Below are 24,755 nucleotides of genomic sequence, written 5' to 3'. Positions count from 1 at the left end.
CGGTCAGCCCTGGAAGAACTCCGGGCCGTCCGCCGGCAGCGCCGGCACCTCCCCGTACGCGGCCGCCCGGCGGGCGAACTCGCGCAGCCCGGCCACCTGCCGCTCACCGAGCGAGAAGTCGAGCGCCCGGAAGTACGTCGCGAGCGTCGCCGCGTCGAACGTCTCCCAACGGGCAGCCGCCTCCGCCACCTGGTCCAGCTCGGCCAGGCACAGGTCACGCGAGCGCAGGAACGCCTCGTGCACCTCCTTGACCAGGCCCGGGTGGGCGGCGGCGAACTCGCGGCGTACCGCCCAGACGGCGAACACCATCGGCAGGCCGGTCCAGTCGTGCCACGCCTGCCCCAGGTCGGTCACCTCGAGGCCCTTGGCCGGCGCCTCGTAGAGCGCGCGCAGCGCCACGTCACCGATCAGCACCCCGGCGTCGGCCTCCAGCAGCATCTGGGTCAGGTCCGGCGGGCAGCGGAAGTACTCCGGGCGTACCCCGTGCCGCTCGGCGAGCAGCAGCTGGGCCAGCAGCACCCCGGTACGCGACGTGGAGCCGAGCGCCACCCGGGCACCGTCCAGCTCGCCCAGCGGGCGGGTGGACACCACGTTCACCGAGAGCACCGGCCCGTCGCTGCCGACCGCCAGGTCCGGCAGGAGCAGCAGGTCGTCGGCGTGCTTGAGGAACTCCACCAGCGTGATCGGGCCGATGTCCAGGTCACCGGCGACCAGGTCGGCGCTCAGCCGGTCCGGCGAGTCCTTGTGCAGGTCGACGTCGATCAGCGCGCCGGACCGCATCAGCCCCCAGTAGATGGGCAGGCAGTTGAGGAACTGGATGTGCCCCACGCGGGGGCGGGCGATGCGGTCGGCCATGACCCGACCGTATCGCCGTGGCTTCCGCCGCGCCGCCTGGGGATCCGATCGAGTGGTGAACTCCGCTCCCGGCGGGAAGGAAGGGCCCCTTGTTAACGCCTCCGGTAGAGGAAGGGCCCCTTCTTAACACCAGCGGATCACGCGGGCTCCGCCGCGAGAGCTGTGGCGCGCGCAACGGTGCGCTCCGCGCGTACCGCGCGTCGGACCGGCCCGAGCAGCGCCACCACGACCAGCAGGCCGGCCACGCCGCAGCCGGCGATCAGGACGCGCGGGCCGGCCACCTCCAGCAGCAGGCCGCCGACCAGGTAACCGCCCATCGCCGCCCCCTGCGCGGCCGCTCCGAAGACGGCGAACGCCCGGCCCCGGGACGCCTCGGGCACCCTCCGGGCCAGCAGCAACTGGTCGAAGACGTTGTTGCCGCCGTTTGCCACGCCGCCCGCCAGCCAGATGGGCACGAGCAGCCAGGCCGAGGGCACCGCGGCCGAGACGAGCACCGCCAGGCAGCATCCGCCGAGCAGCACCAGCCCGGCCCCGAGCAGCGCGCCGTCGTCGGCGAGCCGGCGGGCCACCCGGGCGAACAGCCACGCGCCGAGCACGATGCCGAGTGTCCAGGAGCCGGTGACCAGGCCGTACACGGTGGTGCTGCTGCCGAGCGTCTCCCGGATGAAGAAGACCTCGATCACGTTCACCGCGCCGACCGCGCCGATCACCGCGGCCACGCTGCCGACCATCACCGTCAGCAGCGGGTCACGGCGCAGCCGCCACGCGGGCGCGACCGCCGCGGCGACCGCGGCCGGCGTCCGGCGCCCTCCCCTGCGGGTACGGATGAGCAGCCCGGCCGCCACCAGCGCGAGGTAGCTGAACGCGTCGACGAGCAGCGGCACCCGGGTGCCGAACTGCCCGACGAGCAGCCCGGCCAGCGCCGGACCGGCGAGCGCGCCGAGCGTCCCGGCGGTCTGGTTGAGCGCGCCCGCCCGGGGCAGGTCCTCGGGCCGGACCATCACCGGCACCAGCGCGGCGATCGCCGGCTGGGTGACCGCGAGCCCGGTCGCGAGCAGCGCCACGAGCGCGATCACCAGCACCGGATCCCGCGCGTACGCGAGGGCCAGGCAGACCGCGGCCTGCGCGAGACCGGCGGCGACGAGCAGCACCCGGCTGTCCACCCGGTCGGCGAGCCGGCCGGTCAGCGGCGCGAGCACCACGAGCGGCAGCGTCGCGGCGAGCAGCAGCCCGGAGACGGCGAGTCCGCCGGCGCCGGCGGACTGGAGGGCGAGCGTGAGCGTGGCGGCGGCGAGGAAGTCCCCGCAACTGGAGATGCCGCGCGCGGTGGCCGCGAGCCAGACGTCCGGCCAGCGCGACTCGTCAGTTGTGAAGGACATACTTCGAAAGTATTCCTTCACAACTGACGCGCGCAACCCCCTCAGTCGACGGGCATCGCCCGGTACTGCGTCGCCACCGGCCGGGCGTCGGCCGGTGGATCGGTCCGGGTCCGCCGCCGGTACGGCTCCATCAGCGCCTGGACCGCCTGGTTCAGCTCGGTCAGCTCCTCGGCGGTCATGAGCAGCATGCTGTCGCTGAACCAGGTGGCCGCGTACCACTCCGGCGACTCGTCCGGCGCGCGGCGCAACCAGTCCCGTACCCGCTGGGCGTCGCGGACCATGTGTGCCTCGACCAGGGCCGCCTCGGCGGCACGCGCCTCCGGGTCCGCGTCCGGCCCCACCTCGACGTGGTACGACGGATTCACCGCCTGCCAGAGCCGCTCCCGGGCGTCACCCCGGCCGGGCGCCTGCTGGACCAGCCCGAACTTCGCCAGCTCGCGCAGGTGGTAGCTGGTGGCGCTCGGCGACAGCCCGGCGATCTCGGCGCACTCGGTGGCCGTCGCACCGCCCTCCAGCGTGCCGAGATGTTCCATGATCGCCATGCGGGCCGGGTGAGCGAGCGCCCGCATCACCTGCGGATCACTGATCGTCACCCGGCTCCGGCCGGGACGCGCCTCGGTCATGCCTCAATGATCCCGCGTCGGCGGACGCCGGAATCCAGCGGTGGAGCCATCGGATTCAGGCGACCTTGAGCTGCTCGTCGCCGAAGTCGGCGATCAACTTGAGGGTGCCGCCGAGCGCGCCGATGTAGCGCGCGAGCACCTCCTGGGTCGCGACGTTGCCCGCCTCGATCTGCGAGACCCGGGCGACCGAGACACCCATCCTCGACGCCACCTGCTCCTGCGTCATCTCCCGCCGCTTACGCAGCTCGGCGAGCCGCCATCCGCGCGCATGATCGAGCATCTCCCCGACCTCGGCCTCGAACGCGCGCGGGCCGCCAGCAGTGTCGATCGCCCGGTCCAGGTGGGTGGTGTCACGCCAGCGCTTGACGCCGCTCATCGGCTCTCCTCCTGCCGTTCCTTCGAAGACGAACAGGATCCTGATCTCGGTGCGCCCCGCCGACGGCGGCCGCAGCTCCTTGAGGTTGCTCAGACGCGAGGCGGTGATGCTGTCGACGAGAGGTCGCCCCTCGGCGGGTTCGTTGCGCTCCAGCACCAGGATGGCCTGGTTGACGAGGCGATGGGAGTCGCGGTCGAGGACGTAGAGCTGATCGAGGAACTCCTCCACCTGCCGGAATTCGTTGGCGCGATCTGCCGGTACTCCCGTAGCGTGGAGGGCCGCCCGACGGCCGCGGTGAGCATGCACCGCAGCGGACGTCCCCGCGCCGGGAGCAGGCCAACCGCCCCGGACACGCGAGCGAGCCTCAGTTGAGCCATCGGAGTTCACAGTGCCCGCAACCGACCTTGACGCCACACCCGGCCTCGACGCCGAACTGACCGCAGAACGTGCCCACCTCGACGCCTCCCGCGCCGCGCTGAAACGGATGCGGGAACGCGCCGAGGCGCTCTTCGCCACCGGCGACAAGGTGGCCGGTGACTCGTACACCGCCGAGCAGCTCGGCCGGCACATGGCCCGGCGGGTCAAGGAACTGGCCGACGACCCGACCACCCCGCTGTTCTTCGGCCGTCTGGACTTCGGCGGCGACGACACGGACCACGCCGGGCGGGAGTATCACGTCGGGCGGCGGCACGTCACCGACGAGCTGGGCGAGCCGCTCGTGCTGGACTGGCGTGCCCCGGTCTCCCGGTCGTTCTACCGGGCCAGCGCGCGCGACCCGCAGGGTGTCGCCGTACGCCGCCGGTTCGGGTTCAGCGCCGGGACGCTGACCAGCTTCGAGGACGAGCACCTGGACCGGGGTGAGGAACTCGGCACCGCCAGCCGCATCCTCACCGCCGAGATCGAGCGTCCCCGCGTCGGCCCGATGCGGGACATCGTCGCCACCATCCAGCCGGAGCAGGACGAGCTGGTCCGGGCCGACCTGGCCGACTCGATCTGCGTGCAGGGCGCTCCCGGCACCGGGAAGACGGCGGTCGGGCTGCACCGCGCCGCGTACCTGCTCTACCTGCACCGGGAACGGCTGCGCCGCTCGGGCGTGCTGATCGTCGGGCCGAACCGGGCGTTCCTGTCGTACATCGCGGCGGTGCTGCCCGCGCTCGGTGAGGTCGAGGTCGAGCAGGCCACCGTGGAGGATCTGGTCGCGCGCGTGCCGGTGCGCGCGGTCGACGACCCGGCCGCCGCCGCGCTCAAGCACGACGTCCGGATGGCCGAGGTGCTGCGCCGGGCCGTCGAGGCCCACATCGGTACGCCGACCGAGCCGATCATGGTGTCGGACGGCTCGTACCGCTGGCGGATCGGGCTGGACCCGCTGCACCGGCTGGTCACCGAGACCCGGCAGGAGGGTCTGCCCTACGCCACCGGCCGGGAGCGGGTCCGGGCGCGGGTGGTGGGGCTGCTGCAACGCCAGGCCGAGGCGCGCCGGGCGGAGTCACCGAGCGACGCCTGGCTACGCCGGATGAGCCGGATCAAGCCGGTCACCGACCTGCTCGACACGGTCTGGCCGGCGCTCACGCCGGACGGACTGCTGCACCGGCTGCGTACCGACGCCGACGCGCTCGCCGCCGCCGCGGACGGCCTGCTCACGCCCGAAGAGCAGGACCTGTTCCGCTCCGGCAAGATCGGCCGCACCGCGAAGGCGACACGATGGACCGCTGCCGACGCGGTGCTCATCGACGAGGTGGCCGGGCTGCTGGAACGGCCCGCCGGCTTCGGGCACGTGGTGGTCGACGAGGCGCAGGACCTCTCCCCGATGCAGTGCCGCGCCATCGCCCGGCGCAGCGAGCACGGCTCGATCACGCTGCTCGGCGACCTGGCCCAGGGCACCGCGCCGTGGGCGGCCACCGACTGGCGGGAGTCCCTGGCCCACCTGGGCAAGCCGGACGCCGCGGTGGTGCCGCTGAGCGTGGGCTTCCGAGTGCCGGCCGCCGTGGTGGCGTTCGCGAACCGGCTGCTGCCGGCGCTCGCCGTCGACGTACCCCCGGCCCGGTCGCTCCGCAACGACGGCGCGCTCGATGTGCGTACCGCCGAGGACCTGACGGCCGCGACGGTGGCCGAGGTGCGGGCGGCGCTCGCGCACGACGGCTCGGTCGGTGTGATCGCCGCCGACGACGCGGTCGACCGGCTCCGCGCGGCGCTCGCCGACGCGGGCGTCGAGACCGCGACGGCCGACGACGTCGAGGCCGCGGCGCGCGTCACGGTGGTCCCGGCGACGCTGGTCAAGGGCCTGGAGTACGACCACGTGGTGGTCGTCGAGCCGGCCGCGATCGTGGCCGCCGAGCCGCGCGGGCTGCACCGCCTCTACGTGGTGCTGACCCGGGCGGTCTCCCGCCTGGCCGTGCTGCACCGCGAGCCGCTGCCCGCGCCGCTGACCGCCTGACCCGGCCAGCCCGGCCACGGTGACGCGGGCGGACCGGTCGCTCGGACGCGGGCGGGCCAGCCGCGCTGATGTGGCCGGCCGACCGCGGTTCTGGACGGCCGGCCGCGGGCCCGGCAGGGCGGGTCCGGTCAGGCGGACAGTGCGGCGGCGACCTCGCGCAGCGGGCGGCCGGACTCGGCGATCGGCACGGTGAACGACAGCCACGAACCGTCGGTGAAGTCGATCCGCAGCCGCTTCGGGTTGAGCCGGTGCCAGCCCACCCGCGCGGAGGCGACCTCGCCGCGCGTGGCCGACCAGGCCACCACGGTCTCGGCCAGCGCGCGTTCCTCGGCCTCGCGCCCGGCCAGCAGCTTGACCCCGCCGGTACGGCACACCACCAGCCGCCGGTCGGTGACCGCGAGCAGCGTCTCCCGGACCTGGAGGTCGGGCCGGGGCGGGCGGAGCGCGCGGTGCAGCCGGGAGGCGGCCGAACCGGGCGCGCCGCGTCCGGCGATCCCCCAGCCGATCAGGTCGACCAGGCGGTCCCCGCGATCCCAGGTGGCAAGGGGCAGCAGCACGTTGAGCAGCACCGAGCCGACAGTCCGCCGGCTCGGCTCGGCAGTGGACTCCGGCTCGGGCGGCGGCGCCGGAGCGAGCCCCTGGCCGACGTCGGCCTTGGCGTGGGCCAGGACGCGCTCGCCCGGCTCGACGAGCAGGCCGATCCGGTCGCGGTATCTGGTCTCGTCCATCGGCTCAGTATCGGTCGTGGCCGTAGCCGTCGTCGGCGGGGCGCTCCGCGCCCGGCGCGTTGCCCATCACCTCGCCGACGATCTCGCGTACCCGGGCGGCGGCGGCCTCCTGCGCCCGGTTCGCCGCCGAGGTGATCTCCTCGGCGAGCGTGTACGAGTCGAAGCGCATGGCCCGCGCGTTGATGTCGGTGGAGAGGATCTTGCCGTCGGCGGCGGCCACGACGGTGACCAGGCCGGAGTCGCTGACCCCCTCGGCGCTGCTCTGCTCCAGCTCGGCCATCCGCGCGCCGAGTTCGCGCTGCCACCCGTCCAGGTTGCGGGCCAGCGCCTCGATCCGGTCCAGGGCCGGGAACGTCATTGCTGCCTCTCAGTTCACGATCGAGTCGAACACGTTCTGCACGCCCTTGGTGTACGGGCCGAGGTCGTCGCGGTACGTGCCGTCCACCAGGTAGTTGCGGTCCTTGCGCCCGTCGGAGACGTCGTGCAGGCCCATCCCGGTGTCGAGCAGGGCGCCGCCGATGCCGGGGATGTTCACCGGGGACGCCTGGTTGATGGCGAACTTGCCCGGGAAGAGCACGGCGGCGCGTTCGACCTTGAAGGCGAGCGCCGCCTTCGTGTAGCCGGACTTGCTGAACGCGCTGTACGCCTTCTTGGCCCGGCGCAGCTCCATCACCACCTTGGCGTAGTGGTCGAGCAGGTTGGCGACCTTCTGGAGCTTGGTGGCGAGCTTCGTGAGGATCTCCGCGAACCGCGCCACGATCTTGACCATGCGGCCGACGGTGGTGGCGAGCCGGGCCAGCACCCGCACCACTGTGGCGGCCAGGCTCACGCCGGCGCTCAGCGCCGCCGCCACCGCGGCGATGATGATCTCGGTCAGGAACCAGAGCAGGAACTCCAGGATCAGCTCGACCAGCAGGTTGAACGCGTCCACCGACGCGTTCGCGGAGTCGACGAGCACCTCCTTGGTGCCGTCCAGCCCCTTTGCGAGATCGTCCATCGCCTCCTCGATGGACTGCATCGAGGCGTGGAACTTCTCCGCCGCGTCGCCGTCCCAGGCGCCGCGCAGCCGCGCCCGGTCGGCGATCTGGTCACCGGCGATCTGCCGGACCGCCTCACCGGTGGTCATCGCGAGCTGGGCCGCCCGCATCAGGTCGTCCGGCTCACCGGCGACCAGTTCCAAGAGCTGCTCGAACGGCCACAGCACCGCGTTCGACAGCGGCTTGAACGGGTCGGGCGTGCCCGACACGATCTGCTCGAAGTAGGTCTTGTTGCGCTGGAGCGCCTCGGTGCTCATGCCGCTCCCCCTCAGCCGCCGGCGGTGAACATCGTGTCGTTCGCCGAGTCCGTGTCGTCGTAGGCGGCGGCGGTCTCGGCGAGCCCCGTGGCGACGGTCAGCATGGTCTCGGCACCGTCCGCCAGCCCCTGCAGGCACGCCTCGAACTGCTGCTCGTACGCGGCGGCGAGGCTGAACGACGCGGGCATCACACCGAAGGAGTGCCGGGCCACGTGGCCGTCGCGGAACACCCGCTCCAGCTCGCGGAACCGGCCGGCCCGGTCCCGGGAGGCGGCGGCGAACGCCCTCAGCGCCTCCGGCTGGACGTCGAGATTCCTGCTCGGACTGGTCACGGACCCTCCCCAGTGTCCGGTCGGAACTTCCACCGTCGTCGACGGCGCCACCAGACTAGGGGATGCGGGCACCCGGTCAGGGGACAGCAGGGCTGGCGCACGCGCGGTAGACAGGGGAGGTACAGCCCTTCCGCCCGAGGAGATCGCCGATGATCCTGGCCCGCGCCGAACAGGTCAGTCGCCGCTACGGCGACGTGCTGGCGCTGGACCGGGTCGACCTGACCGTCCGGGCCGGGGAGCTGGTCGGCCTGCTCGGCCCGAACGGCGCCGGCAAGAGCACGCTGATCAACCTGCTGGTCGGGCTGCGCCGGCCCACCGCCGGCCGGGTCGAGCTGTGCGGCGGCGACCCGCGCGACCCGGCGAGCCGGCGGCAGCTCGGCGTCACCCCGCAGGAGACCGGCCTGCCCGGCACGCTGCGGGTCGGTGAGGTGGTCGACTTCGTCTCCGCGCACTTCCCCGACCCGGTGCCACGCGGCGAACTGCTCGACCGGTTCGGCCTGGCCGACCAGGTACGCCGGCAGACCGGCGGCCTCTCCGGTGGTCAGCGTCGCCGGCTCGCCGTGGCGCTGGCGTTCGTCGGCCGTCCCCGGCTGGTGGTGCTCGACGAGCCGACCACCGGCCTCGACCTGGAGGCGCGGCACGCGCTCTGGGACGCGATCCGCGGCTTCCACGCCGACGGCGGCACCGTGCTGCTGAGCAGCCACTACCTGGAGGAGGTGGAGGCGCTCGCGCAGCGGGTCGTGGTGATCGGCCACGGGCGGGTGCTGGCCGACGACTCGGTGGCGGCGATCCGCGGGATCGTCGGCGTACGCCGGGTCAGCCTGGTCGCCGACGACCTGCCGGCGCTGCCGGGCGTGGTCGCCACCGAACGCGCCGACGGGCGGGTGCACCTGCTCACCACCGACGCCGACCAGCTCGTCCGCGACCTGGTCACCGCCGGGGTGGCGTTCCGCGACCTGGAGGTCCGGCCCACCTCGCTGGAGGAGGCGTTCCTCGCCATCACGGCCGAGGACCGGCCCGCGCCCACAGCCGCCTAGGAGACCACCGTGCCGCTCGCCCTGGTCCACGCCCGCTACCAGCTCCTGGAGATCATCCGGATCCCGGTGGCGGTGGTCGGCAGCGCGTTCTTCCCCGCCGCCGCGATGCTCTTCTTCGTGGTGCCGTTCGCCGGCGACGATCCGGCCGGCGCCACCTACGCCACCGCCGCCATGGTGACGTTCGCGGTGATGAGCGCCAACATCTTCCAGTACGGCGTGGGCGTCGCCGAGGACCGCGACCAGCCCTGGAACCCGTACACCCGGACCCTGCCGGCCGGACCGGCGCCGCGGCTGGCCGGGCGGATCCTGGCCGGACTGGTGCTGACGTACGTGTCGATGATCCCGGTGGTGGTGATCGCGGCGGTCGCCACCGAGGCCCGGGTCAGCGCGGTGCAGTTCCTGCTCGGGCTCGGCGCGGTGGCCGTGATCTCGGTGCCGTTCACGCTGCTCGGCCTGACGATCGGCTACTCGCTGCCGAGCAAGGCGGCGATCGTGGTCGCACAGGTGATCTTCTTCCCGCTCGCGTTCGGCGGTGGCCTGCTCTCCGGGCCGGACGACGCGCCCGGCTTCATCAAGGCGATCGCGCCCTACCTGCCGACCCGGGGCGCCGTGGAACTGATCTGGGCGGCGGTCACCGACTTCCGGCCGGACACCCGGGCGCTGGTGATGCTCGTGGTCTGGGTGCTGGTGCTCGCCGCGCTCGCCGGCTGGGCGTACCGGCGGGACGAGGGACGCCGCTTCAGCTGACCTTTTGTCCGGTTCCGGCCCGGTGGCCGACCCGGCGGTGCCACGATGCCGACAGGGCGGGCGCGTGGAGCCGCCCCCGGCGAGAGGGGTCACCGTGAACGGCGTCGAGCCCGGCACGCCCTGCTGGACGGACCTGGCCACGCCCGGCCTGGACGACGCACGACGGTTCTACCCCGAGCTGTTCGGCTGGACCGGAGAGATCTCCCCCGAACCGGAAGCAGGCGGCTACACCGTCTTCCGCAAGGACGGCAAGGCGGTCGCGGGGGCCGGCCCACCCGGTACGCCGGACCAGGTGCCGGTCTGGTCCACGTACGTGGCGACCGACGACGCCGACCTGGTCGCCACCCGGGTCGAGGCGGCCGGCGGGCAGGTCGTCGTATCCCCGTTCGACGTCGCCCAGCAGGGCCGGATGGCGGTGCTCGCCGACCCGGCCGGCGCGGTGTTCAGCGTGTGGCAGCCGATGGCGATGCGCGGGGCAGAGCTGTACAACGCGCCCGGCGCGATGTGCTGGAACGAGCTGGTCACTCCCGACCCGGAGGGCGCGAAGGAGTTCTACGCGCTGGTCTTCGGCTGGCATCCGGAGGAACGTCCGGCCGGGCCGGTCGCGTACACCGGGTGGCGCTGCGGTGCCCGGATCGTCGCCGGGATGCTCCCCCGGGCCGAGCCGATGCCGGAGGACCTGCCCGCGTACTGGGCGGTGTACTTCGCGGTGGAGGATGCCGACGCCGCCGCGGCCCGGGCCGCCGAGCTGGGCGGCACGATCCTGGTCCCGCCGCGCGACAACCCGGCCGGCCGCAGCGCCGCCCTACGAGACCCGGCCGGCGCCCTCTTCTCCATCTCCACCCTCCGCTGACCCACGCCCCCCGCCTCGCCTCGCCTCGCCTCGCCGATCGTGCAGTTGCGGCCCCCACGGTGGGGCATACGCACCTTTACCCGGACCGAGATCCCAAGATCGACGGGGAGAGGCGGGGACGGTCGAGATCTTGGTACGGAACGGCCCCCAGGAGGGCCTTTTCGTACCAAGATCTACCTGTCGTCCCGGCAGCCGGATCCCTCCGCCGATCTTGCAGCTGCGGCCCTTCAGGCGTGGTTCATGCGCCTTTTCCCAGGGCGGAAAGTGCAAGATCGAGGGGCAGGGCAGGGCAGGGCGGGGTGAGGGCGGGACGGGTCAGGTGGGGCGCACGGGGACCACCAGGGGGCCGTGGTCACCGGGGATCACCCGGATGTGGGCGCGGTAGTGACGGGCAAGCAGCTCCTCGGTCAGCACCTCCTCGGGCGGCCCGGCGGCTGCCACCCGGCCGTCGGCGAGCAGCACCAGGCGGTCGGCGTACTCGCCGGCGATGGAGAGGTCGTGCATGGTGGCGAGCACTGTCAGGCCGTGCTCGCGGCGGAGCTGGTCGACCAGTTCCAGCACCTCCTGCTGGTGCCCGATGTCCAGCGCGCTGGTCGGCTCGTCGAGCAGCAGCAGGGTGGCGCCCTGGGCCAGCGCCCGGGCCAGGAAGACGCGCTGCCGCTCGCCGCCGGACAGGGTGGCCAGCTCGCGGTGGGCGAACGGGCCCAGGTCGAGCCGGTCCAGCACCTCGTGCACGGCGGCCAGGTCGGCGGCGGACTCGCGGCCCAGCGGCGGGATGTACGGGGTGCGCCCGAGCAGCGCGTAGTCGAACACCGACATGCCGAACGGTACGACCGGGGACTGCGCCACGGTGGCCACGATCCGGGCGCGATCGCGGCGGCGGAGCGCGCCGATCGGCGTACCGAAGAGTGCCACCTCGCCCGGCGCGGCCAGCAGGCCGCCGACGGCGCGCAACAGGGTCGACTTGCCGGCGCCGTTGGGTCCGATCACGGTGACCCACTCGCCTGCCGTGACGGTGAGGTCGACGCCGGCCAGGACCGGGGTGCCGCCCAGGGCGACGCGCAGGTCGTGGACGCGTACCGCGGGGGCGTTCACATCGCCACCCGGCGGGCGGTCCGCAGGACCAGCACGAAGAACGGGCCGCCGAGCAGCGCGGTGACCACGCCGATCGGGATCTCGGCGGGTGCGGCCGCGGTACGGGCGACCACGTCGGTCAGCGCCAGGAACGCGCCGCCGAACAGCATCGACAGCGGCAGGATCACCCGGTGGCTGGAACCGGCGAGCAGCCGCATGGTGTGCGGCACGATGATGCCGACGAAGCCGATCAGCCCGGACGCGGAGACGGCGGCGGCGGTGCCGAGCGACGCGGCGGCGATCAGCAGGTAGCGGGAGCGCTGCGGGTGCAGGCCGAGCCCGGCGGCCTCGTCGTCGCCGACGGAGAGCACGTCCAGCTCACGCCGGTGCAGCAGCACCACCACGGAGGTGAGCACGAAGTACGGCAGGACCAGCCACACGTCGTGCCAGCCGGCGGTGGCGAGCCGCCCGAGCAGCCAGGAGTAGACCTGCTGGATGTTGTCGGAGTGCTGTTGCAGCAGGTACGTCTGCCCGGCGGCGAAGAACGCGGACACCGCCACGCCGGCCAGGATCAGCGTGGCCGGGGACCGGTCCCGGCCACCGGCGGCGCCGAGCAGGTACGTCAGCACGACCGCGCCGAGCGACCCGACGAACGCGGCGAGCGGAATGGTGATCGGCAGCCCGGTCAGCGCGCCGCCCGCACCGGCGCCGAGCACGATCGCCGCGGTGACCGCGAATCCGGCGCCGGCCGCCACGCCGAGCAGGTACGGGTCGGCCAGCGGGTTCCGGAAGACGCCCTGGTAGCAGCCGCCGGCCAGGGCGAGGAGCGCGCCGACGAGCAGGCCGAGCACGACCCGGGGCAGCCGCAGCTCGGTGATGATCGCGACTTCCCGCTCGGTGAGCCCGCTGTCCAGGTGCACGCCGGGCAGCAGGTTGAGCAGTTCGGCCGCGACGCTGCCGGGTGGCAGGCTGACCGGGCCGAGGGAGACGCCCGCCACCAGCGCGACGAGCACCGCCACGACACCGGCGAACAGCCAGCGCTTACGCAGCCCGGCGGGCCGGACCGGGGCGCCGGTGCCGCGCGACCCACGCCGCAGGGGCCGGGGTAGCCGGGCACCCGGCCGGGGCGCGTCGGGCGTCCCGGCCGGGCGAGGGGCGGAGTCCGCCTGTCGTAGGGCCACGGTCAGGCCGGGACCTTGGCGGTGGCGTCGACGATCACCTTGAGCAGGTCGACCACGCGCGGGCCCCAGCGCGAGGCGATGTCGTCGTCCAGCTCCACGATCTGGTTGTTCTTCACGGCGTTGATGCCGGACCAGCCGCTGCGCGCCTTCACCGTGTCGGCGTTCTGCTTGCAGCACTTGGTGTCGGAGAGGAAGACGAAGTCGGGGTTCGCCTTGACGATGACCTCCTGGGAGAGCTGCGGGTAGCCGCCGTTCTTCCCGTCGGCGTCGGACGCGTCGGCGATGTTCTCCAGGCCGGCGAGCGCGTAGATGCTGCCGATGAAGGTCTTGCTGGTCGCGCTGTACAGCTCCGGGCCCAGCTCGTGGAAGTAGGTCGGCTTCTCCGTACGCTTCGGCAGATCCTTGGTCAGCGCGGTGATGTCGTCCTTCATCTTCTGCACGACGGCGTCCGCCTCGGACCGGTGGCCGGTGAGCGTGCCCAGGTCGGTGAGCTGCCGGTACGTGTCGTCGAGCGTGGCCGCGGCGGGGATCTGCAGGACCGGGATCTTCAGCGCGACGAGCTGGTCGGCGATCTTGTTGAGGTTGTCCGAGATCACCACCAGGTCGGGGTTGCGGGAGGCGACCGCCTCGGCGTTCGGCTGGTAGCCGGACAGGTCGGTGCGGGGCGCCTCGGCCGGGTAGTTCGACTGGTCGTCGACGGCGGTGACCTGCTTGCCGGCGCCGATGGCGAAGAGCATCTCGGTGGAGGTCGGCGAGAGCGAGACGATCTTCTCGGGCCGCTTCTCCAGCGTCAGCTTGCCGACGGTGGCCGGGAACGCGCCGCCGGAGCCGCCGGCGGCGGGGGTGTCGGTCGAGGTCTTCTCGGCGCAGCCGCCGAGGAGCAGCACGCCGGCCGCGAGCGCGGTGGCGAAGAGCCGGGGGGTACGTCGGGACATGGGGCCTCCTGTCGGTCGAGGAGTGTGGTGCTTCGCCGACAGGGGGAAAGGCCCGTCCGCGAGGCGCCCTTCCTCGAGAGCGCGTGTCGCGACCGGGCCGCAGGCGACCTGGCTCGTCCCACGTCCGTCGGCGCCGGCGGGAGGCCGGCGCCGACCGTACGGGGCATCACAGTTGCGGGACAGCGCCGGTTTCGCACCGGCTTCGCTGTGGCACGGTCGGTGCCACGGTAGCGCACGACCAGCGGAGATCGTCCGGACGGGCGGGGTGGGCGGGAACCCCGGCGGGGGTGGAACCGGGGTTCCCGCCCGGTGGTGAGGTCAGCAGTACTGGCTCTGCTTGCCGATCGCCCGGTACGGGCAGTCGGCGTACTCGGACAGGATCAGCACGGCCTCCCGGTTGCGTGAGGTCTGCGCCGGGATCACCTCGTCCGGCGGGTAGAAACCGCCGCCGGAGGCCGAGCCGGGGTACATCTCGAAGGTGTACGCCCAGATCTTGTGGGCGCCCCACATCCAGTCGATGCTGGTGCCGTCGGCGATGTAGAGGTCGCTCGACTGTTCCGGGGTGTAGTTGTTCGTCGCCGCCATCTGCCGCCCGATGGTGGCGAAGGTGTTGTACTGGTCGGCGTTCATCCCGGTGGCGGTGTTGCTGTACGTGTATCCGTACGGCCAGAGCACCAGCTGCGAGTAGGTGTGGAAGTCGATGTTCGCCTTGATCTGCTGCACTCCGCCGACGACCCGGCTGTTGACGAAGTTGCGCAGCGCCGCGGTCTCCGGTGCGGAGAAGGCGGACGGGCCCCGGTAGGTGTCCGACGACTTGGTGCCGGACGAGCCGCCGCAGCAGCCCCACTGGTAGCTCCAGTTGCGGTTCAGGTCGGTGCCGATGGCTGTGGAACCGCTGTTGGGCTGCCGGTTCTTGCGCCAGGAGCGGTACGAGCCGGTGGCGATGTCGTACTCGCTGCCGTCCGGGTTGACGGTGGGGACGATCCAGATCTCCCGGGTGTTGACGATGTTGGTGATCCGGGAGTCGCTGCCGTAGTTGTCGGTGAAGAGGTTGAGCAGGTAGATCGCCATCTCGACGGTCAGGTGCTCACGGGCGTGCTGCTGGGCGTTGAACAGGATCTCCGGCTCGGCCTCGTCGGTGGCGACGTTGTCGGAGATCTTCACCGCCATCAGGTCCCGGCCCTGGTACGACGTGCCGATGCTCAGCTTCCGGGCGACGGTCGGGTGGTCGGCTACCACCTTGTTCACCACCGCTGTCAGCTCGGCGTAGTCGTGGTAGTTCGAGTCGGCGGGCGGGAACGCGTTGGCGGTCATGCCCCCGTCGGCGTGGTCGTGCTCCGGCACGACGTCCTTCTCGAGCCGGAATCCGAGCCGGGTGATCGCGTTGGCCTCGGCCTTGGTCGCCGTGACGTGCAGCACGCCGTGCTCGGAGTAGTCGATCGCGGCACCGGTGGAGGCGACCGCGGTGCGGTCGGCCGCCGTACGCGGGCCGAGCACCCGGTAGGCGACTGTGGTCGGCTCGCCGGAGCCTTCCGGTGCGGGTCGGGCGACGGCGGGGGCTGCGGCCGCGGCGACGATGGTGAGGCCGACGGCGGCGGCGAGCGCCAGCCGGCGGCGGAGCGGAGAGGCGCGGAAGGCCATGGACAACCTCCTGGGGGTACGGGAGATCCCGTTGTCCGCACACTCCACCAGGAGACACATGGTCATATCAATATCTGTCTTTGCCTTCGGTCATCCCGACCTGATCGTCACTTCGGCAATGATTTTCTATGCCTGAACATCTGGCGAAACTTCCCGCCAAGCGCGACAGTGAACGGCAACGATGCCGTCTCCCTGTGGAGCTGCCATGTTCGGACGACCCATGCGCGCGGCCGCCCTCGCCGGCCTCACCGCGCTCACCCTCCTCGGCACCAGCGCACCGGTCCAGGCACAAGCCCCGCGACCGGGCGTCACGCACGACGAACAGATCACCTTCCAGGAGTTCTCCCGCTTCCCCGACTGGCGTACCGGCACCCACCAGGGCACCCGCGCCGTACCGGGGCGCCACCCGGCGCTGACCATCGCCCGCCCGGCGGGCACCACCGAGTTCACCGACGAACACACCGGCACGACCCGTACCTGGGAGTACGCCACCTGGACCTCACCCGAGCGGCGGATCGGCTTCGACGCCACCGAGATGGTCGCGTCGTGGAACGCCGCCACCCCGGCCGGCACCTGGATCCAGGTCGAGCTGCACGGCACGTACAACACCGGGGCACAGACCCCCTGGTACGTCATGGGCCGCTGGGCCTCCGGCGACCAGGACATCAAGCGCTCCACGCTGGACGGCCAGGGCGACCCGTGGTCGAGCATCTGGACCGACACGTTCTCGGTCGACGACGCCGACGCCGGGGTGCTGCTGCGCTCGTACCAGTTGCGGCTGACGCTCTACCGCGCGCCCGGCCAGGCAGCCGCGCCGCAGGTCCGGATGCTCGGCGCGATGGCGTCGAACGTGCCGGACCGGTTCACCGTCACGCCGAGCCGGGGCGGCATCGCCCGGGGCACCGAGCTGGCCGTACCGCGCTACTCGCAGAACGTCCACATCGGCGAGTACCCCGAGTACGACGGCGGCGGCGAGGCGTGGTGCTCACCCACCTCGACGGAGATGGTGGTCGAGTACTGGGGCCGCAAGCCCTCGGCCGAGGACACCTCCTGGGTCGACCCCTCCTACCCCGACCCGACCGTCGACCACGCCGCCCGGATGACCTACGACTACGAGTACGAGGGCGCCGGCAACTGGCCGTTCAACACCGCGTACGCGGCGAGCTTCCCCGGCCTGGAGGCGCGGGTCACGCGGCTGCACTCGCTGGACGAGGCGGAGCGGTTCATCAAGGCGGGCATCCCGGTGGTGACCTCGCAGTCGTTCCTCGCCAGCGAGCTGGACGGCGCCAACTACGGCACCTCCGGGCACCTGTTCGTGATCGTCGGCTTCACCGCCGACGGTGACGTGATCGTCAACGACCCGGCGTCCTCGTCGAACGACGCGGTCCGCAACGTCTACAAGCGGGAGCAGTTCGAGCAGATCTGGCTGCGCACCAAGCGCTACCGGGCCAACGGCACGGTGGCCTCCGGCTCCGGCGGCATCGCGTACCTGATCAAGCCGGCCGACCGGCCGTGGCCGGTCGTCCCGGGCTCGACCAACTGGTGAACGGCCCGGCCGGCCGGTGAACGGTTCGGCCGGCCGGTGACGACGAGGGGCCCGGTGCCGTGTCCGGCGCCGGGCCCCTCGTTCGTCCGCTCAGCCGTCGCGGCGCTCGGCGTCCGGCTCGGTGGCCGGCGCGGTGCCCGGCTCGTCGTCACCGGCGAGCGCCGAGCGCAGCCGGTCCTTCTCCGCGCGACGCCGCTCCGACGCCTCCGCCATCTCCCCGGCCATCTCGTCCCGCCAGTTGCGCAACAGGAAGAACGACAGCGCGGCGGAGGAGATCAGCGCCACCATCAGCCGCAGGAACATGTTCATCTCGACGAACCAGAGGGCTGCCAGCACGGCGACGAACAGCCCGACCCGGCCCAGCGTGTACTTGACCGCCGCGCTCATTCCCGCATTCCCACTCTCTCCGTGCCTCAGCCCGTACGCCGGGCCAGCCAGTGCACGCCATGAAACCAGATGACGGCGTAGACCACGGTGAACACCGCCGCGGCCAGCGCGCCGGTGAACAGCGCGGGCAGCCCGGAGGCCAGGCCCGCGGCCAGCAGACCGGCGACGATGCCGAGCCCGAGACCGGCCAGCGCGGCCACCACCCGGGCGGCGCCGAACTCCCAGGCCCGGAACTCGTCCCAGAACAGCCAGAGCGGCAGGATCACCGCGAGCCAGCCGTTCGTACCCCCGAAGCCGCTGTCGCCCACTGTGGCGAACGCCCACTCGAAGACCAGCAGCGCCAGCACCCCGATGACCAGGCCGGCCAGGCTCACCCCGAGCAGGTCACCGAGGGTGAGGATGCGGCCCTCGGCGTCGCGCCGGGGGAAGCCGCGCTGCTGTTCCTCGTCGCTCATCGCCAGGTCAGGCCCAGACCTGCTGCGGCTCGGACCGGCGCTCCGCCAGCGACGGCGGGCCGTCGTACTCGCGGACGATCTCGTAGCGGGTGTTCCGCTCGACCGGACGGAAGCCGGCGTCCCAGATCATGTGCAGCAGGTCGTCGCGGTGCATGGTGTTCGGCGTGCCGTACGAGTCGGCGTCGTGGGTGATCTTGTATTCCACGACCGAGCCGTCCAGGTCGTCGACACCGAAGTTCAGCGAGAGCTGCGCGACCGACAGCCCGTGCATGACCCAGAAGCACTTCACGTGCGGCACGTTGTCGAACAGCAGCCGGGAGACCGCGAACGTCTTGAGCGACTCGGCCGGCGAGGCCATCGTGGTCCGGGCCTGGATCCGGTTACGGATCTTGCCGTCCGCCGAGTCGACGAAGTCGTGCTGGTAGCGCAGCGGGATGAACACCTGGAAACCGCCGGTCTCGTCCTGCAGCTCACGCAGCCGCAGCACGTGGTCGACCCGGTGCCGGGGCTCCTCGATGTGGCCGTAGAGCATCGTCGACGGCGTCTTCATGCCCTTCGAGTGGGCCAGCCGGTGGATGCGCGACCAGTCCTCCCAGTGGCAGTTGTGGTCGACGATGTGCTGCCGGACCTCCCAGTCGAAGATCTCCGCGCCGCCGCCGGTGAGCGACTCCAGGCCGGCGTCCATCAGCTCGTCGAGGATCGCGTCGGCGGTGAGCCCGCTGATCTTCTCGAACCACTGCACCTCGGTCGCGGTGAACGCCTTGAGGTTGACGTTCGGCAGCGCGGCCTTCAGCTCGCGCAGCACCTTCGGGTAGTAGCGCCAGGGCAGCGTCGGGTGCAGGCCGTTGACGATGTGCAGCTCGGTGAGCTGCTCGTCCTCCATCTCCTTGGCCTTGCGGACCGCCTCGTCGATGCGCATCGTGTAGGCGTCCTTCTCGCCCGGCTTGCGCTGGAACGAGCAGTACGCGCACGACGCGGAGCAGACGTTCGTCAGGTTCAGGTGCCGGTTGACGTTGAACATCACCCGGTCGCCGTTGAGCTCGGTACGCCTGTGGTGGGCCAGCCGGCCCAGCCAGGTCAGGTCGTCGCTGGCGTAGAGGGCGATGCCGTCCTCGCGGGTCAGCCGCTCCCCCGCGTACACCTTCGCCTCGAGTTCGCGCTTGAGTCCGGCGTCCATCCGAAAGCCACGTCCTTCCACCTGGGTTCCCGATCGAGCGTACGTCGCGGGTCCGACCGGCCGCCGACCTGGGCGTGCCGGTTCACCCGTGGTCACGCTCCGCACATCGACATCGTCGCAACCGTGAGGTAAGACAGGGTGGGGCGGAACACACACCAGGGCCGTCCTGTCCCGACACGCCCCAACCACGCGTGACGGACCCCAGACCGGACGGGGAGCGGTATGGCTCACAGCACCAAGGCCCGACGGCGACGAGGACGGCAGCCGGTGATCTCACCGATCCTGCGCCCGGCGCTCTGGTCCGCCCTCCTGGGGGCGGTCGCGGCCGCGGCGCTCGCCACACCCGCCTGGGCCGATCCGCTGCCCGACGTGGTGCCCGACACCGGTTCCCGGCCCCAGGTCACCGGCCCGCTGCAACTGCCCGGCTCGTCCGGCACCGTCCGCGGCGTTCCCGGCGTGCCGGGCACCGTTCCCGGCCTCCCCGGCACCGTCCCGGGTCTGCCCGGCGTCACCACCCCGGGTGGCGCGACCGGCCTGCCGGGCACCACAGGCGTCACCAACCCGGCCGACGGCCCGCTGATCGCGCAGATCAACCAGCTCGACGCCCGGGTGACCCAGCTCGGTGAGGCGCTGCTCGGGATCAAGACCGAGCGGGACGCCGCGCAGACCGAGCTGACCCAGTCCGCCGCCCGGCTCAAGGAGGCCCAGGACGCGCTCCGCCGCGCCCAGGAAAACGCCAAGAGCGCCGCCGCCGACGCCGTGAAGGCCGACGCGGCGCTGCCGCCCGGCGAGTTCGGCGCGAGCCTGCGCGACTTCGCCAACCTCCAGCGCATCACCCGCGGCGACAAGGCCGAGGGCGCCACCACGTCGGTGACCGGCGAACTCCTGCGTGCCACCAGCGCCGAGGAGGCCGCCCGGAAGGCACACGAGTCGGTTCAGCGCCGGGCCGGCGAGAAGGCCGCGGAGTTCACCCGCGCCGAGACCGACCTGCGCAAGCAGGAGACCGCGCTCGTCGCGTTGCGCAAGGAGAACGCGGCCAAGCTGCTGGAGATCGAGCGCCTGGCGGACGCCGCCGAGCAACGGCTCGGCACCTCGTACGTGGTCGACCAGAGCATCGACGGCCTGGTGGCGGACCCGCGGGCGCTCGCCGCCGTGCGCTACGCCCTCGCCCAGCTCGGCGACCCCTACCTGTGGGCGGCCGAGGGCCCGGACCGGTTCGACTGTTCCGGCCTGATGCTCGCCTCCTACCAGGCGGCCGGCTACCGGGGCCTGCCCCGCGTCGCCAAGGACCAGTACTTCGCCACCCGGTCCCGCACCGTCTCGCCGACCGCCCTGCTCCCCGGTGACCTGCTGTTCTTCGCCTCCAGCAGCAGCTGGACAAGCGTCCACCACGTCGCCATGTACATCGGCAACGGCAAGATGGTGGAGGCGCCGCGGACCGGCGACGTCGTCAAGATCTCGGTGGTCCGCTGGTCCCGGCTCTACGCCGCGACCCGGGTGATCGGAGCGGTTCCCGCCCCGGCCACGCCCGCCCCGCCGCCCACCGTGCCGGCCACGCCGAAGCCGTCGACCACGCCGAAGCCGACGCCCACCACCCCGAAGCCGTCGACCACGCCCAAGCCGACGCCGACCACGCCGAAGCCCACCACGCCGACGCCGAAGCCGACGACGTCCAGCCCGGCACCGACCACACCGCCGCCGAGCCCGACCGACTCGCCCGACCCGACGCCGAGCCAGAGCGCGAGCGCCGAGCCGGACACCAGCAGCGCCGCGCCGAGCAGCAGCAGCGTCGCCCCGTCGAGAAGCAGCGTCGCCCCGTCGAGCAGCACGTCCGGCAGCGGCTCCGCCAGCCCGAGCAGCAGCGCCGACTGACCCAACCGCCACTCCGGCTGTGTTCCCGGGCCGGAATGTGGCACGGTGAGATCCAGGCACGTCCGGTCGGCGCCACGGCCGGAGGCGAGCGTGGGTGCGGAGGGGCGAGATGGGCGAGCAGGACGTTCCGGCGGAGAAGGTCCACCCGGGACCGACGCCCGACCCCGCCGAACCGGCCGGCGACGACGACGGTGGTTCGGCCGCGCCGGTAGCCGTCGCGCGGGCGCGGGTGTCGGTCGCCGGCGCGGCCGTACCGCCGCCTGCCGGTGACGCGCAGCCGATTCCGCAGTCCGGACCGACGACGTACCGGGCGGGCACCCCGGCGGAGACCCCACCGCCGCTGGACCGGCGTCTGCCCGGCGCCACCGTGCCGCCGTCCAGTTGGTCCGCCTTCGCCGTGGGCGAACGCCAGGTGACACCTCAGCCGACCGCCGGCACGGCACCCACGCCCGCCACCGCGGAGGCCGACGGCGACGCCTCCCCGGGTACGCCCGGCAGTGCTCCGGCCGCCATCCCGGCACCCCGCGTCTCCGGTTCCGCACGCGTGCCCGCGCCGGCCGCCGCAACCGCGGACGCGGCAGCACCGGCCGACGCCGCACCGGAGCGCGACACCGCACCGGCCGAGCAGGCGGACGGGACCGACGACTCCCCGTCCCCGGCAGCCGGTTCGGTCGAGTCTCCGCCGAACGCGGCACCGGCCTCCGCCGCCGACCGCCCGGACCCGCTCACCGGCGCGTCCACGGGCGGCGAGCAGGCCGGATCCGCGCCCGCCCGGGCCAGCGCGTCGGTGCCCGGCCTGAGCCGCGTCTCGGCCGAGGAGGTCGCCGCCTCCGTGGTGGCCACGCCGCCCGCCGCCGCCACCGTCTACCGGGCCGGGCCGGTCAACCCGGAACCGCCGGAGCCGGTCCAGCCGCCGGAGCCCGCGCAACCCCCGGCGCCGAACGGCCCGGAACCCGAGCCGGCGCCGACCCCGGTGCCGGGCCCGACGCCGCCGTCACCGGCGCCGCCGGTACCCGAACCGGAGCCGCCGCTGCGGCCCACGCCGCCCCTGCCCGCGCCGCCCGCGCCCACCCCGCCGACGCCGACGCCCGGCCCGGTGCCGCCGATCCCCGGGCCGCCGGTACCGCCGCCGGGTCCGCCCGTACCCCCGCCTCCGCCGCCACCGGGTCCGATGCCCGCGCCGCCGTTCCCGCCGCCACCGGCGATGACCGGCGCGGCGGACCCGCTGCCCGCGCCGCTGTTCCCGGCACCTCCCGCCACCCCGGTGTTCCCGCCCGCGCGGGCCGCCGTCCCGACCCCGCCGGCGCCGCTCGTCGCGCCGCCGGCCGCCGCGCCGCCGTCGTGGGCCGCCGCACCCGTGTCGGACCCACCGCCGCCCGTGGTGCCGGCCCCGGCGCTGCCGACGTGGCCGCCGCCGGCCACGCCCGCCCGCGACGCCGACACCACCCGTCCGGTACGCCCACAGCCCGCCGATCCGGATCTCGCCACCACCGCGTACGGCGGCACCGACGGGCCCGGGTTCGCCACCGTGTCGTTCCCGCAGGGCAACCCGCTGGAGAACTCCGGGTCGCTGACCGGGCACATCCTGGCCCAGGGCTGGTCCGAGGAGGGGCCGACGGCCCGGGGCGGCAACACGAAGGTGTTCATCGTGCTGGCCGTCGCGCTGACCATGTTGATCGCGATCAGTCTGCTCGTGGTCTTCCTGGCCAACGACGCGTTGAGCGGGCTGACCGGGACCATGCTCATCGAGTGACGGGGGTGAGCCCGCCCACTACGTTCTCGCGTCGCCGTGGCGGAGTGGGCGATGCGCCGTACACTTGTCTGCGATCACTGACCTGGCGCGCCCGACTGCGCGCGCCCATGGGCGATCTTGCGGGCGATTCGGCGGCGTGACAGGCCGCGGCGGGCCATCGCGAAGATGCGCCCCGCTCGAGAGGTATTTCTTGACCACGTTCGCTGAACCCAGCACGTCCCCGTCCGTCGACCCGACGCCCGAGACCGTCGACTTCGCCTCGCTCGGCCTGCCCCGGCAGGTCGTCGAGACGCTCGCCCGGCAGGGCATCACCACCCCGTTCGAGATCCAGCGGGCCACCCTGCCCGACTCGCTCGCGGGCCGCGACGTCCTCGGCCGGGGCCAGACCGGCTCCGGCAAGACGCTCGCCTTCGGCCTGCCGGTGATCGCCCGGCTCGCCGACCGCAACCGGGCCCGGCCGCTGCACCCGCGCGCCCTGGTCCTGGTCCCCACCCGTGAACTGGCCATGCAGGTCAACGACGCGCTCATGCCGCTCGGCAAGGCGGTCGGGCTGTTCCTGAAGACCGCCGTCGGCGGCGTGCCGTACGACAGGCAGATCGACGCGCTGCGCCGCGGCGTGGAGATCGTCGTGGCCACCCCGGGCCGGCTCGGCGACCTGATCGAGCGCGGCGTGTGCCGCCTCGACGACGTCGAGATCACCGTGCTGGACGAGGCCGACCAGATGGCCGACATGGGGTTCCTGCCCGAGGTCACCCAGTTGCTGGCGAAGACTCCGGCGGACGCCCAGCGGCTGCTGTTCTCGGCCACTCTGGACAACGACGTCGACACGCTCGTCCAGCGGTTCATGACCGACCCGGTCACCCACTCGACCGCACCGGCCACCGCCGCCGTGTCCACGATGGATCACCACCTGCTGCTGATCCCGCCGCACGACAAGTTCGCCGTCGCCGCGTCCATCGCCGCCCGTGAGGGCCGCACCATGCTGTTCGCCCGTACGCAGCTCGGCGTGGACCGCCTCGTCGAACAGCTCGCGGCCGTCGGCGTACGCGCCGGTGGGCTGCACGGCGGCAAGACCCAGCGCATGCGCACCAAGACGCTCGCCGAGTTCCGCGAGGGCCGGACGCCGGTGCTGGTCGCGACCGACGTGGCGGCCCGGGGCATCCACGTCGACGGCGTCTCGCTGGTGCTGCACGTGGACCCGCCGAAGGACCCCAAGGACTACCTGCACCGGGCCGGCCGTACGGCTCGGGCCGGCGAGTCGGGCGCGGTGGCGACGCTGGTGCTGCCTAAGCAGCGCCGCACCACGCTGGCCATGATGGAGAAGGCGGGCGTCGAGCCGGCCGAGACCCGGGTCCGGGCGGGCGACGAGGCGCTGGCCGAGCTGACCGGCGCGCGTGAGCCCAGCGGCGTACCGGTGCGGGACGAGCCGGAGCCGCGACGCGGCGGCGGCTCGCGCCGCTTCGGTGACCGCGACGGCCGGGGCTTCGACCGTGGCGGGCGCGGCTTCTCCGACCGTGGCGGACGCGACTTCTCCGACCGTGGCGAGCGCCGGTTCGGCGACCGTGACGGCCGGGGCGAGCGCCGCTTCGGTGACCGGCCCACGGGCGAACGCCGCTTCGGTGACCGGCCTGCGGGCGAGCGCTACTCGGGTGAGCGGTCCGGCGGTGAGCGCCGCTTCAACCGGCCCGAGCGTCGCGACGACCGGAGTTTCGGCGACCGGGGCGAGCGCTTCGGCGACCGGCGGTCCGACGGCCGGAGCTTCGGCGAGCAGCGGTCCGACGACCGCGGCCAGCGCTTCGACGGCCAGCGCGGCGACGACCGGCGCTTCGGCGAGCGGGCCGACCGGCCGTACGGCGACCGGCAGCAGCCGGCGGCCGGACGCGGGTACGACCGGGACGAGCGACGGTACGACGACCGGCCGGGCGGCTCGCGCGGCTTCGGTGACCGGCGCCAGGACGACCGCCCGCACGCCGAGCGGCGTTTCGGTGACCGGGGCGACGCCCGCCCGGCTGAGCGCCGGGGCGGCTTCCGGGCCGAGGGGCGGGGCCGGGACGACAGGCGCGGCTTCGGCGGGCG

The 24,755-nt window shown here is 73.3% G+C and carries 22 protein-coding genes, 1 pseudogene and 1 riboswitch; of the genes and pseudogenes, 8 read left to right on the top strand and 15 right to left on the bottom strand.

Annotated features, from left to right (window positions below; translation table 11 throughout):
- Positions 1-3: 3 nt before the first annotated feature.
- The 4 genes from ACPCK6_RS17170 to relB form a co-directional block, all read right to left on the bottom strand.
- A complete protein-coding gene (locus ACPCK6_RS17170; protein WP_091414501.1) occupies positions 4-855 on the bottom strand; it encodes a menaquinone biosynthetic enzyme MqnA/MqnD family protein in 852 nt (283 codons plus the stop codon).
- Positions 856-992: 137 nt separating this feature from the next.
- Entirely contained in the window at positions 993-2,234 is a 1,242-nt protein-coding gene (locus ACPCK6_RS17165; protein ID WP_396882010.1) for an MFS transporter, read from the bottom strand.
- 41 nt (positions 2,235-2,275) lie between these two features.
- Positions 2,276-2,857 (bottom strand): ArsR/SmtB family transcription factor, encoded by a 582-nt coding sequence (locus tag ACPCK6_RS17160; protein WP_396882009.1) that lies wholly within the window; start codon positions 2,855-2,857, stop codon positions 2,276-2,278.
- Positions 2,858-2,912: 55 nt separating this feature from the next.
- A complete protein-coding gene (relB, locus tag ACPCK6_RS17155; RefSeq protein WP_423481618.1) occupies positions 2,913-3,461 on the bottom strand; it encodes a type II toxin-antitoxin system RelB family anti-toxin in 549 nt (182 codons plus the stop codon).
- A gap of 160 nt (positions 3,462-3,621) precedes the next feature.
- Between relB and ACPCK6_RS17150 the strand changes: the two genes are divergently transcribed.
- On the top strand, positions 3,622-5,667 hold the full coding sequence (locus ACPCK6_RS17150) for a HelD family protein (protein WP_423481617.1): 2,046 nt from the start codon (positions 3,622-3,624) through the stop codon (positions 5,665-5,667).
- Between the two features lie 128 nt (positions 5,668-5,795).
- On the opposite strand, the gene ACPCK6_RS17145 is transcribed toward ACPCK6_RS17150, so the two are convergent.
- Genes ACPCK6_RS17145 through ACPCK6_RS17130 form a run of 4 tightly spaced genes read right to left on the bottom strand, consistent with a single transcriptional unit; the run spans position 5,796 to position 8,021 of the window.
- A complete protein-coding gene (locus tag ACPCK6_RS17145; RefSeq protein WP_423481616.1) occupies positions 5,796-6,395 on the bottom strand; it encodes a hypothetical protein in 600 nt (199 codons plus the stop codon).
- Between the two features lie 4 nt (positions 6,396-6,399).
- A complete protein-coding gene (locus tag ACPCK6_RS17140) occupies positions 6,400-6,753 on the bottom strand; it encodes a YbaB/EbfC family nucleoid-associated protein (protein WP_013283579.1) in 354 nt (117 codons plus the stop codon).
- Positions 6,754-6,762: 9 nt separating this feature from the next.
- Positions 6,763-7,689: a WXG100 family type VII secretion target gene (locus ACPCK6_RS17135; RefSeq protein ID WP_135242872.1), complete on the bottom strand. Its 927-nt coding sequence runs from the start codon at positions 7,687-7,689 to the stop codon at positions 6,763-6,765.
- Between the two features lie 11 nt (positions 7,690-7,700).
- The gene (locus ACPCK6_RS17130; protein ID WP_194802055.1) at positions 7,701-8,021 is read right to left on the bottom strand and encodes a type VII secretion target; all 321 of its coding nucleotides are present in this window, start codon (positions 8,019-8,021) and stop codon (positions 7,701-7,703) included.
- A gap of 149 nt (positions 8,022-8,170) precedes the next feature.
- On the opposite strand from ACPCK6_RS17130, the gene ACPCK6_RS17125 reads away from it, so the two are divergent.
- The 3 genes from ACPCK6_RS17125 (at position 8,171) to ACPCK6_RS17115 (ending at position 10,658) form a co-directional block, all read left to right on the top strand.
- On the top strand, positions 8,171-9,058 hold the full coding sequence (locus ACPCK6_RS17125; protein ID WP_423481615.1) for an ABC transporter ATP-binding protein: 888 nt from the start codon (positions 8,171-8,173) through the stop codon (positions 9,056-9,058).
- A gap of 9 nt (positions 9,059-9,067) precedes the next feature.
- Positions 9,068-9,805, top strand: coding sequence for an ABC transporter permease (locus ACPCK6_RS17120; RefSeq protein WP_396882004.1), 738 nt, complete (start codon positions 9,068-9,070; stop codon positions 9,803-9,805).
- Between the two features lie 94 nt (positions 9,806-9,899).
- Complete coding sequence (locus ACPCK6_RS17115) at positions 9,900-10,658, top strand: VOC family protein (RefSeq protein WP_423481614.1); 759 nt, start codon at positions 9,900-9,902, stop codon at positions 10,656-10,658.
- 315 nt (positions 10,659-10,973) lie between these two features.
- Here ACPCK6_RS17115 and ACPCK6_RS17110 read toward each other — a convergent pair whose 3' ends face one another.
- The 4 genes and pseudogenes from ACPCK6_RS17110 to ACPCK6_RS17095 form a co-directional block, all read right to left on the bottom strand.
- The gene (locus ACPCK6_RS17110; protein ID WP_423481613.1) at positions 10,974-11,753 is read right to left on the bottom strand and encodes an ABC transporter ATP-binding protein; all 780 of its coding nucleotides are present in this window, start codon (positions 11,751-11,753) and stop codon (positions 10,974-10,976) included.
- On the bottom strand, positions 11,750-12,829 hold the full coding sequence (locus tag ACPCK6_RS17105; RefSeq protein WP_194802203.1) for a FecCD family ABC transporter permease: 1,080 nt from the start codon (positions 12,827-12,829) through the stop codon (positions 11,750-11,752). The genes ACPCK6_RS17110 and ACPCK6_RS17105 overlap by 4 nt, the downstream gene beginning before the upstream one ends.
- A gap of 86 nt (positions 12,830-12,915) precedes the next feature.
- Positions 12,916-13,848, bottom strand: coding sequence for an ABC transporter substrate-binding protein (locus ACPCK6_RS17100; RefSeq protein ID WP_423481612.1), 933 nt, complete (start codon positions 13,846-13,848; stop codon positions 12,916-12,918).
- Between the two features lie 107 nt (positions 13,849-13,955).
- Positions 13,956-14,049: riboswitch (cobalamin riboswitch) on the bottom strand.
- 120 nt (positions 14,050-14,169) lie between these two features.
- A pseudogene (locus tag ACPCK6_RS17095) lies at positions 14,170-15,489 on the bottom strand (M14 family metallopeptidase); the annotation flags it as partial.
- A gap of 205 nt (positions 15,490-15,694) precedes the next feature.
- Here ACPCK6_RS17095 and ACPCK6_RS17090 point away from each other — a divergent pair.
- On the top strand, positions 15,695-17,035 hold the full coding sequence (locus ACPCK6_RS17090; RefSeq protein ID WP_423481611.1) for a C39 family peptidase: 1,341 nt from the start codon (positions 15,695-15,697) through the stop codon (positions 17,033-17,035).
- Positions 17,036-17,125: 90 nt separating this feature from the next.
- Here the strand turns inward: ACPCK6_RS17090 and ACPCK6_RS17085 are convergent, their stop codons facing one another.
- From ACPCK6_RS17085 to mqnE, 3 genes are read right to left on the bottom strand one after another with little or no spacing between them, the layout of a single operon-like run.
- Complete coding sequence (locus tag ACPCK6_RS17085) at positions 17,126-17,422, bottom strand: DUF4229 domain-containing protein (RefSeq protein WP_194802063.1); 297 nt, start codon at positions 17,420-17,422, stop codon at positions 17,126-17,128.
- 26 nt (positions 17,423-17,448) lie between these two features.
- Positions 17,449-17,877: a hypothetical protein gene (locus tag ACPCK6_RS17080; RefSeq protein WP_194802064.1), complete on the bottom strand. Its 429-nt coding sequence runs from the start codon at positions 17,875-17,877 to the stop codon at positions 17,449-17,451.
- Positions 17,878-17,884: 7 nt separating this feature from the next.
- Complete coding sequence (gene mqnE / locus ACPCK6_RS17075; RefSeq protein WP_018787841.1) at positions 17,885-19,054, bottom strand: aminofutalosine synthase MqnE; 1,170 nt, start codon at positions 19,052-19,054, stop codon at positions 17,885-17,887.
- Positions 19,055-19,276: 222 nt separating this feature from the next.
- Here mqnE and ACPCK6_RS17070 point away from each other — a divergent pair, with 222 nt between their 5' ends.
- The 3 genes from ACPCK6_RS17070 to ACPCK6_RS17060 all read left to right on the top strand — a co-directional run.
- On the top strand, positions 19,277-20,926 hold the full coding sequence (locus ACPCK6_RS17070) for a C40 family peptidase (protein WP_423481610.1): 1,650 nt from the start codon (positions 19,277-19,279) through the stop codon (positions 20,924-20,926).
- Positions 20,927-21,035: 109 nt separating this feature from the next.
- Positions 21,036-22,679: a hypothetical protein gene (locus tag ACPCK6_RS17065; RefSeq protein WP_423481609.1), complete on the top strand. Its 1,644-nt coding sequence runs from the start codon at positions 21,036-21,038 to the stop codon at positions 22,677-22,679.
- Positions 22,680-22,869: 190 nt separating this feature from the next.
- The coding region (locus ACPCK6_RS17060; protein ID WP_423481608.1) for a DEAD/DEAH box helicase at positions 22,870-24,755 on the top strand (1,886 nt) is incomplete at its 3' end.

The organism is Micromonospora sp. AB353, assembly GCF_049538395.1.
GTDB lineage: Bacteria > Actinomycetota > Actinomycetes > Mycobacteriales > Micromonosporaceae > Micromonospora > Micromonospora aurantiaca.
Note: the sequence above shows the minus strand (reverse complement) of the source record. Positions and strands in the feature narration are given on the sequence as shown.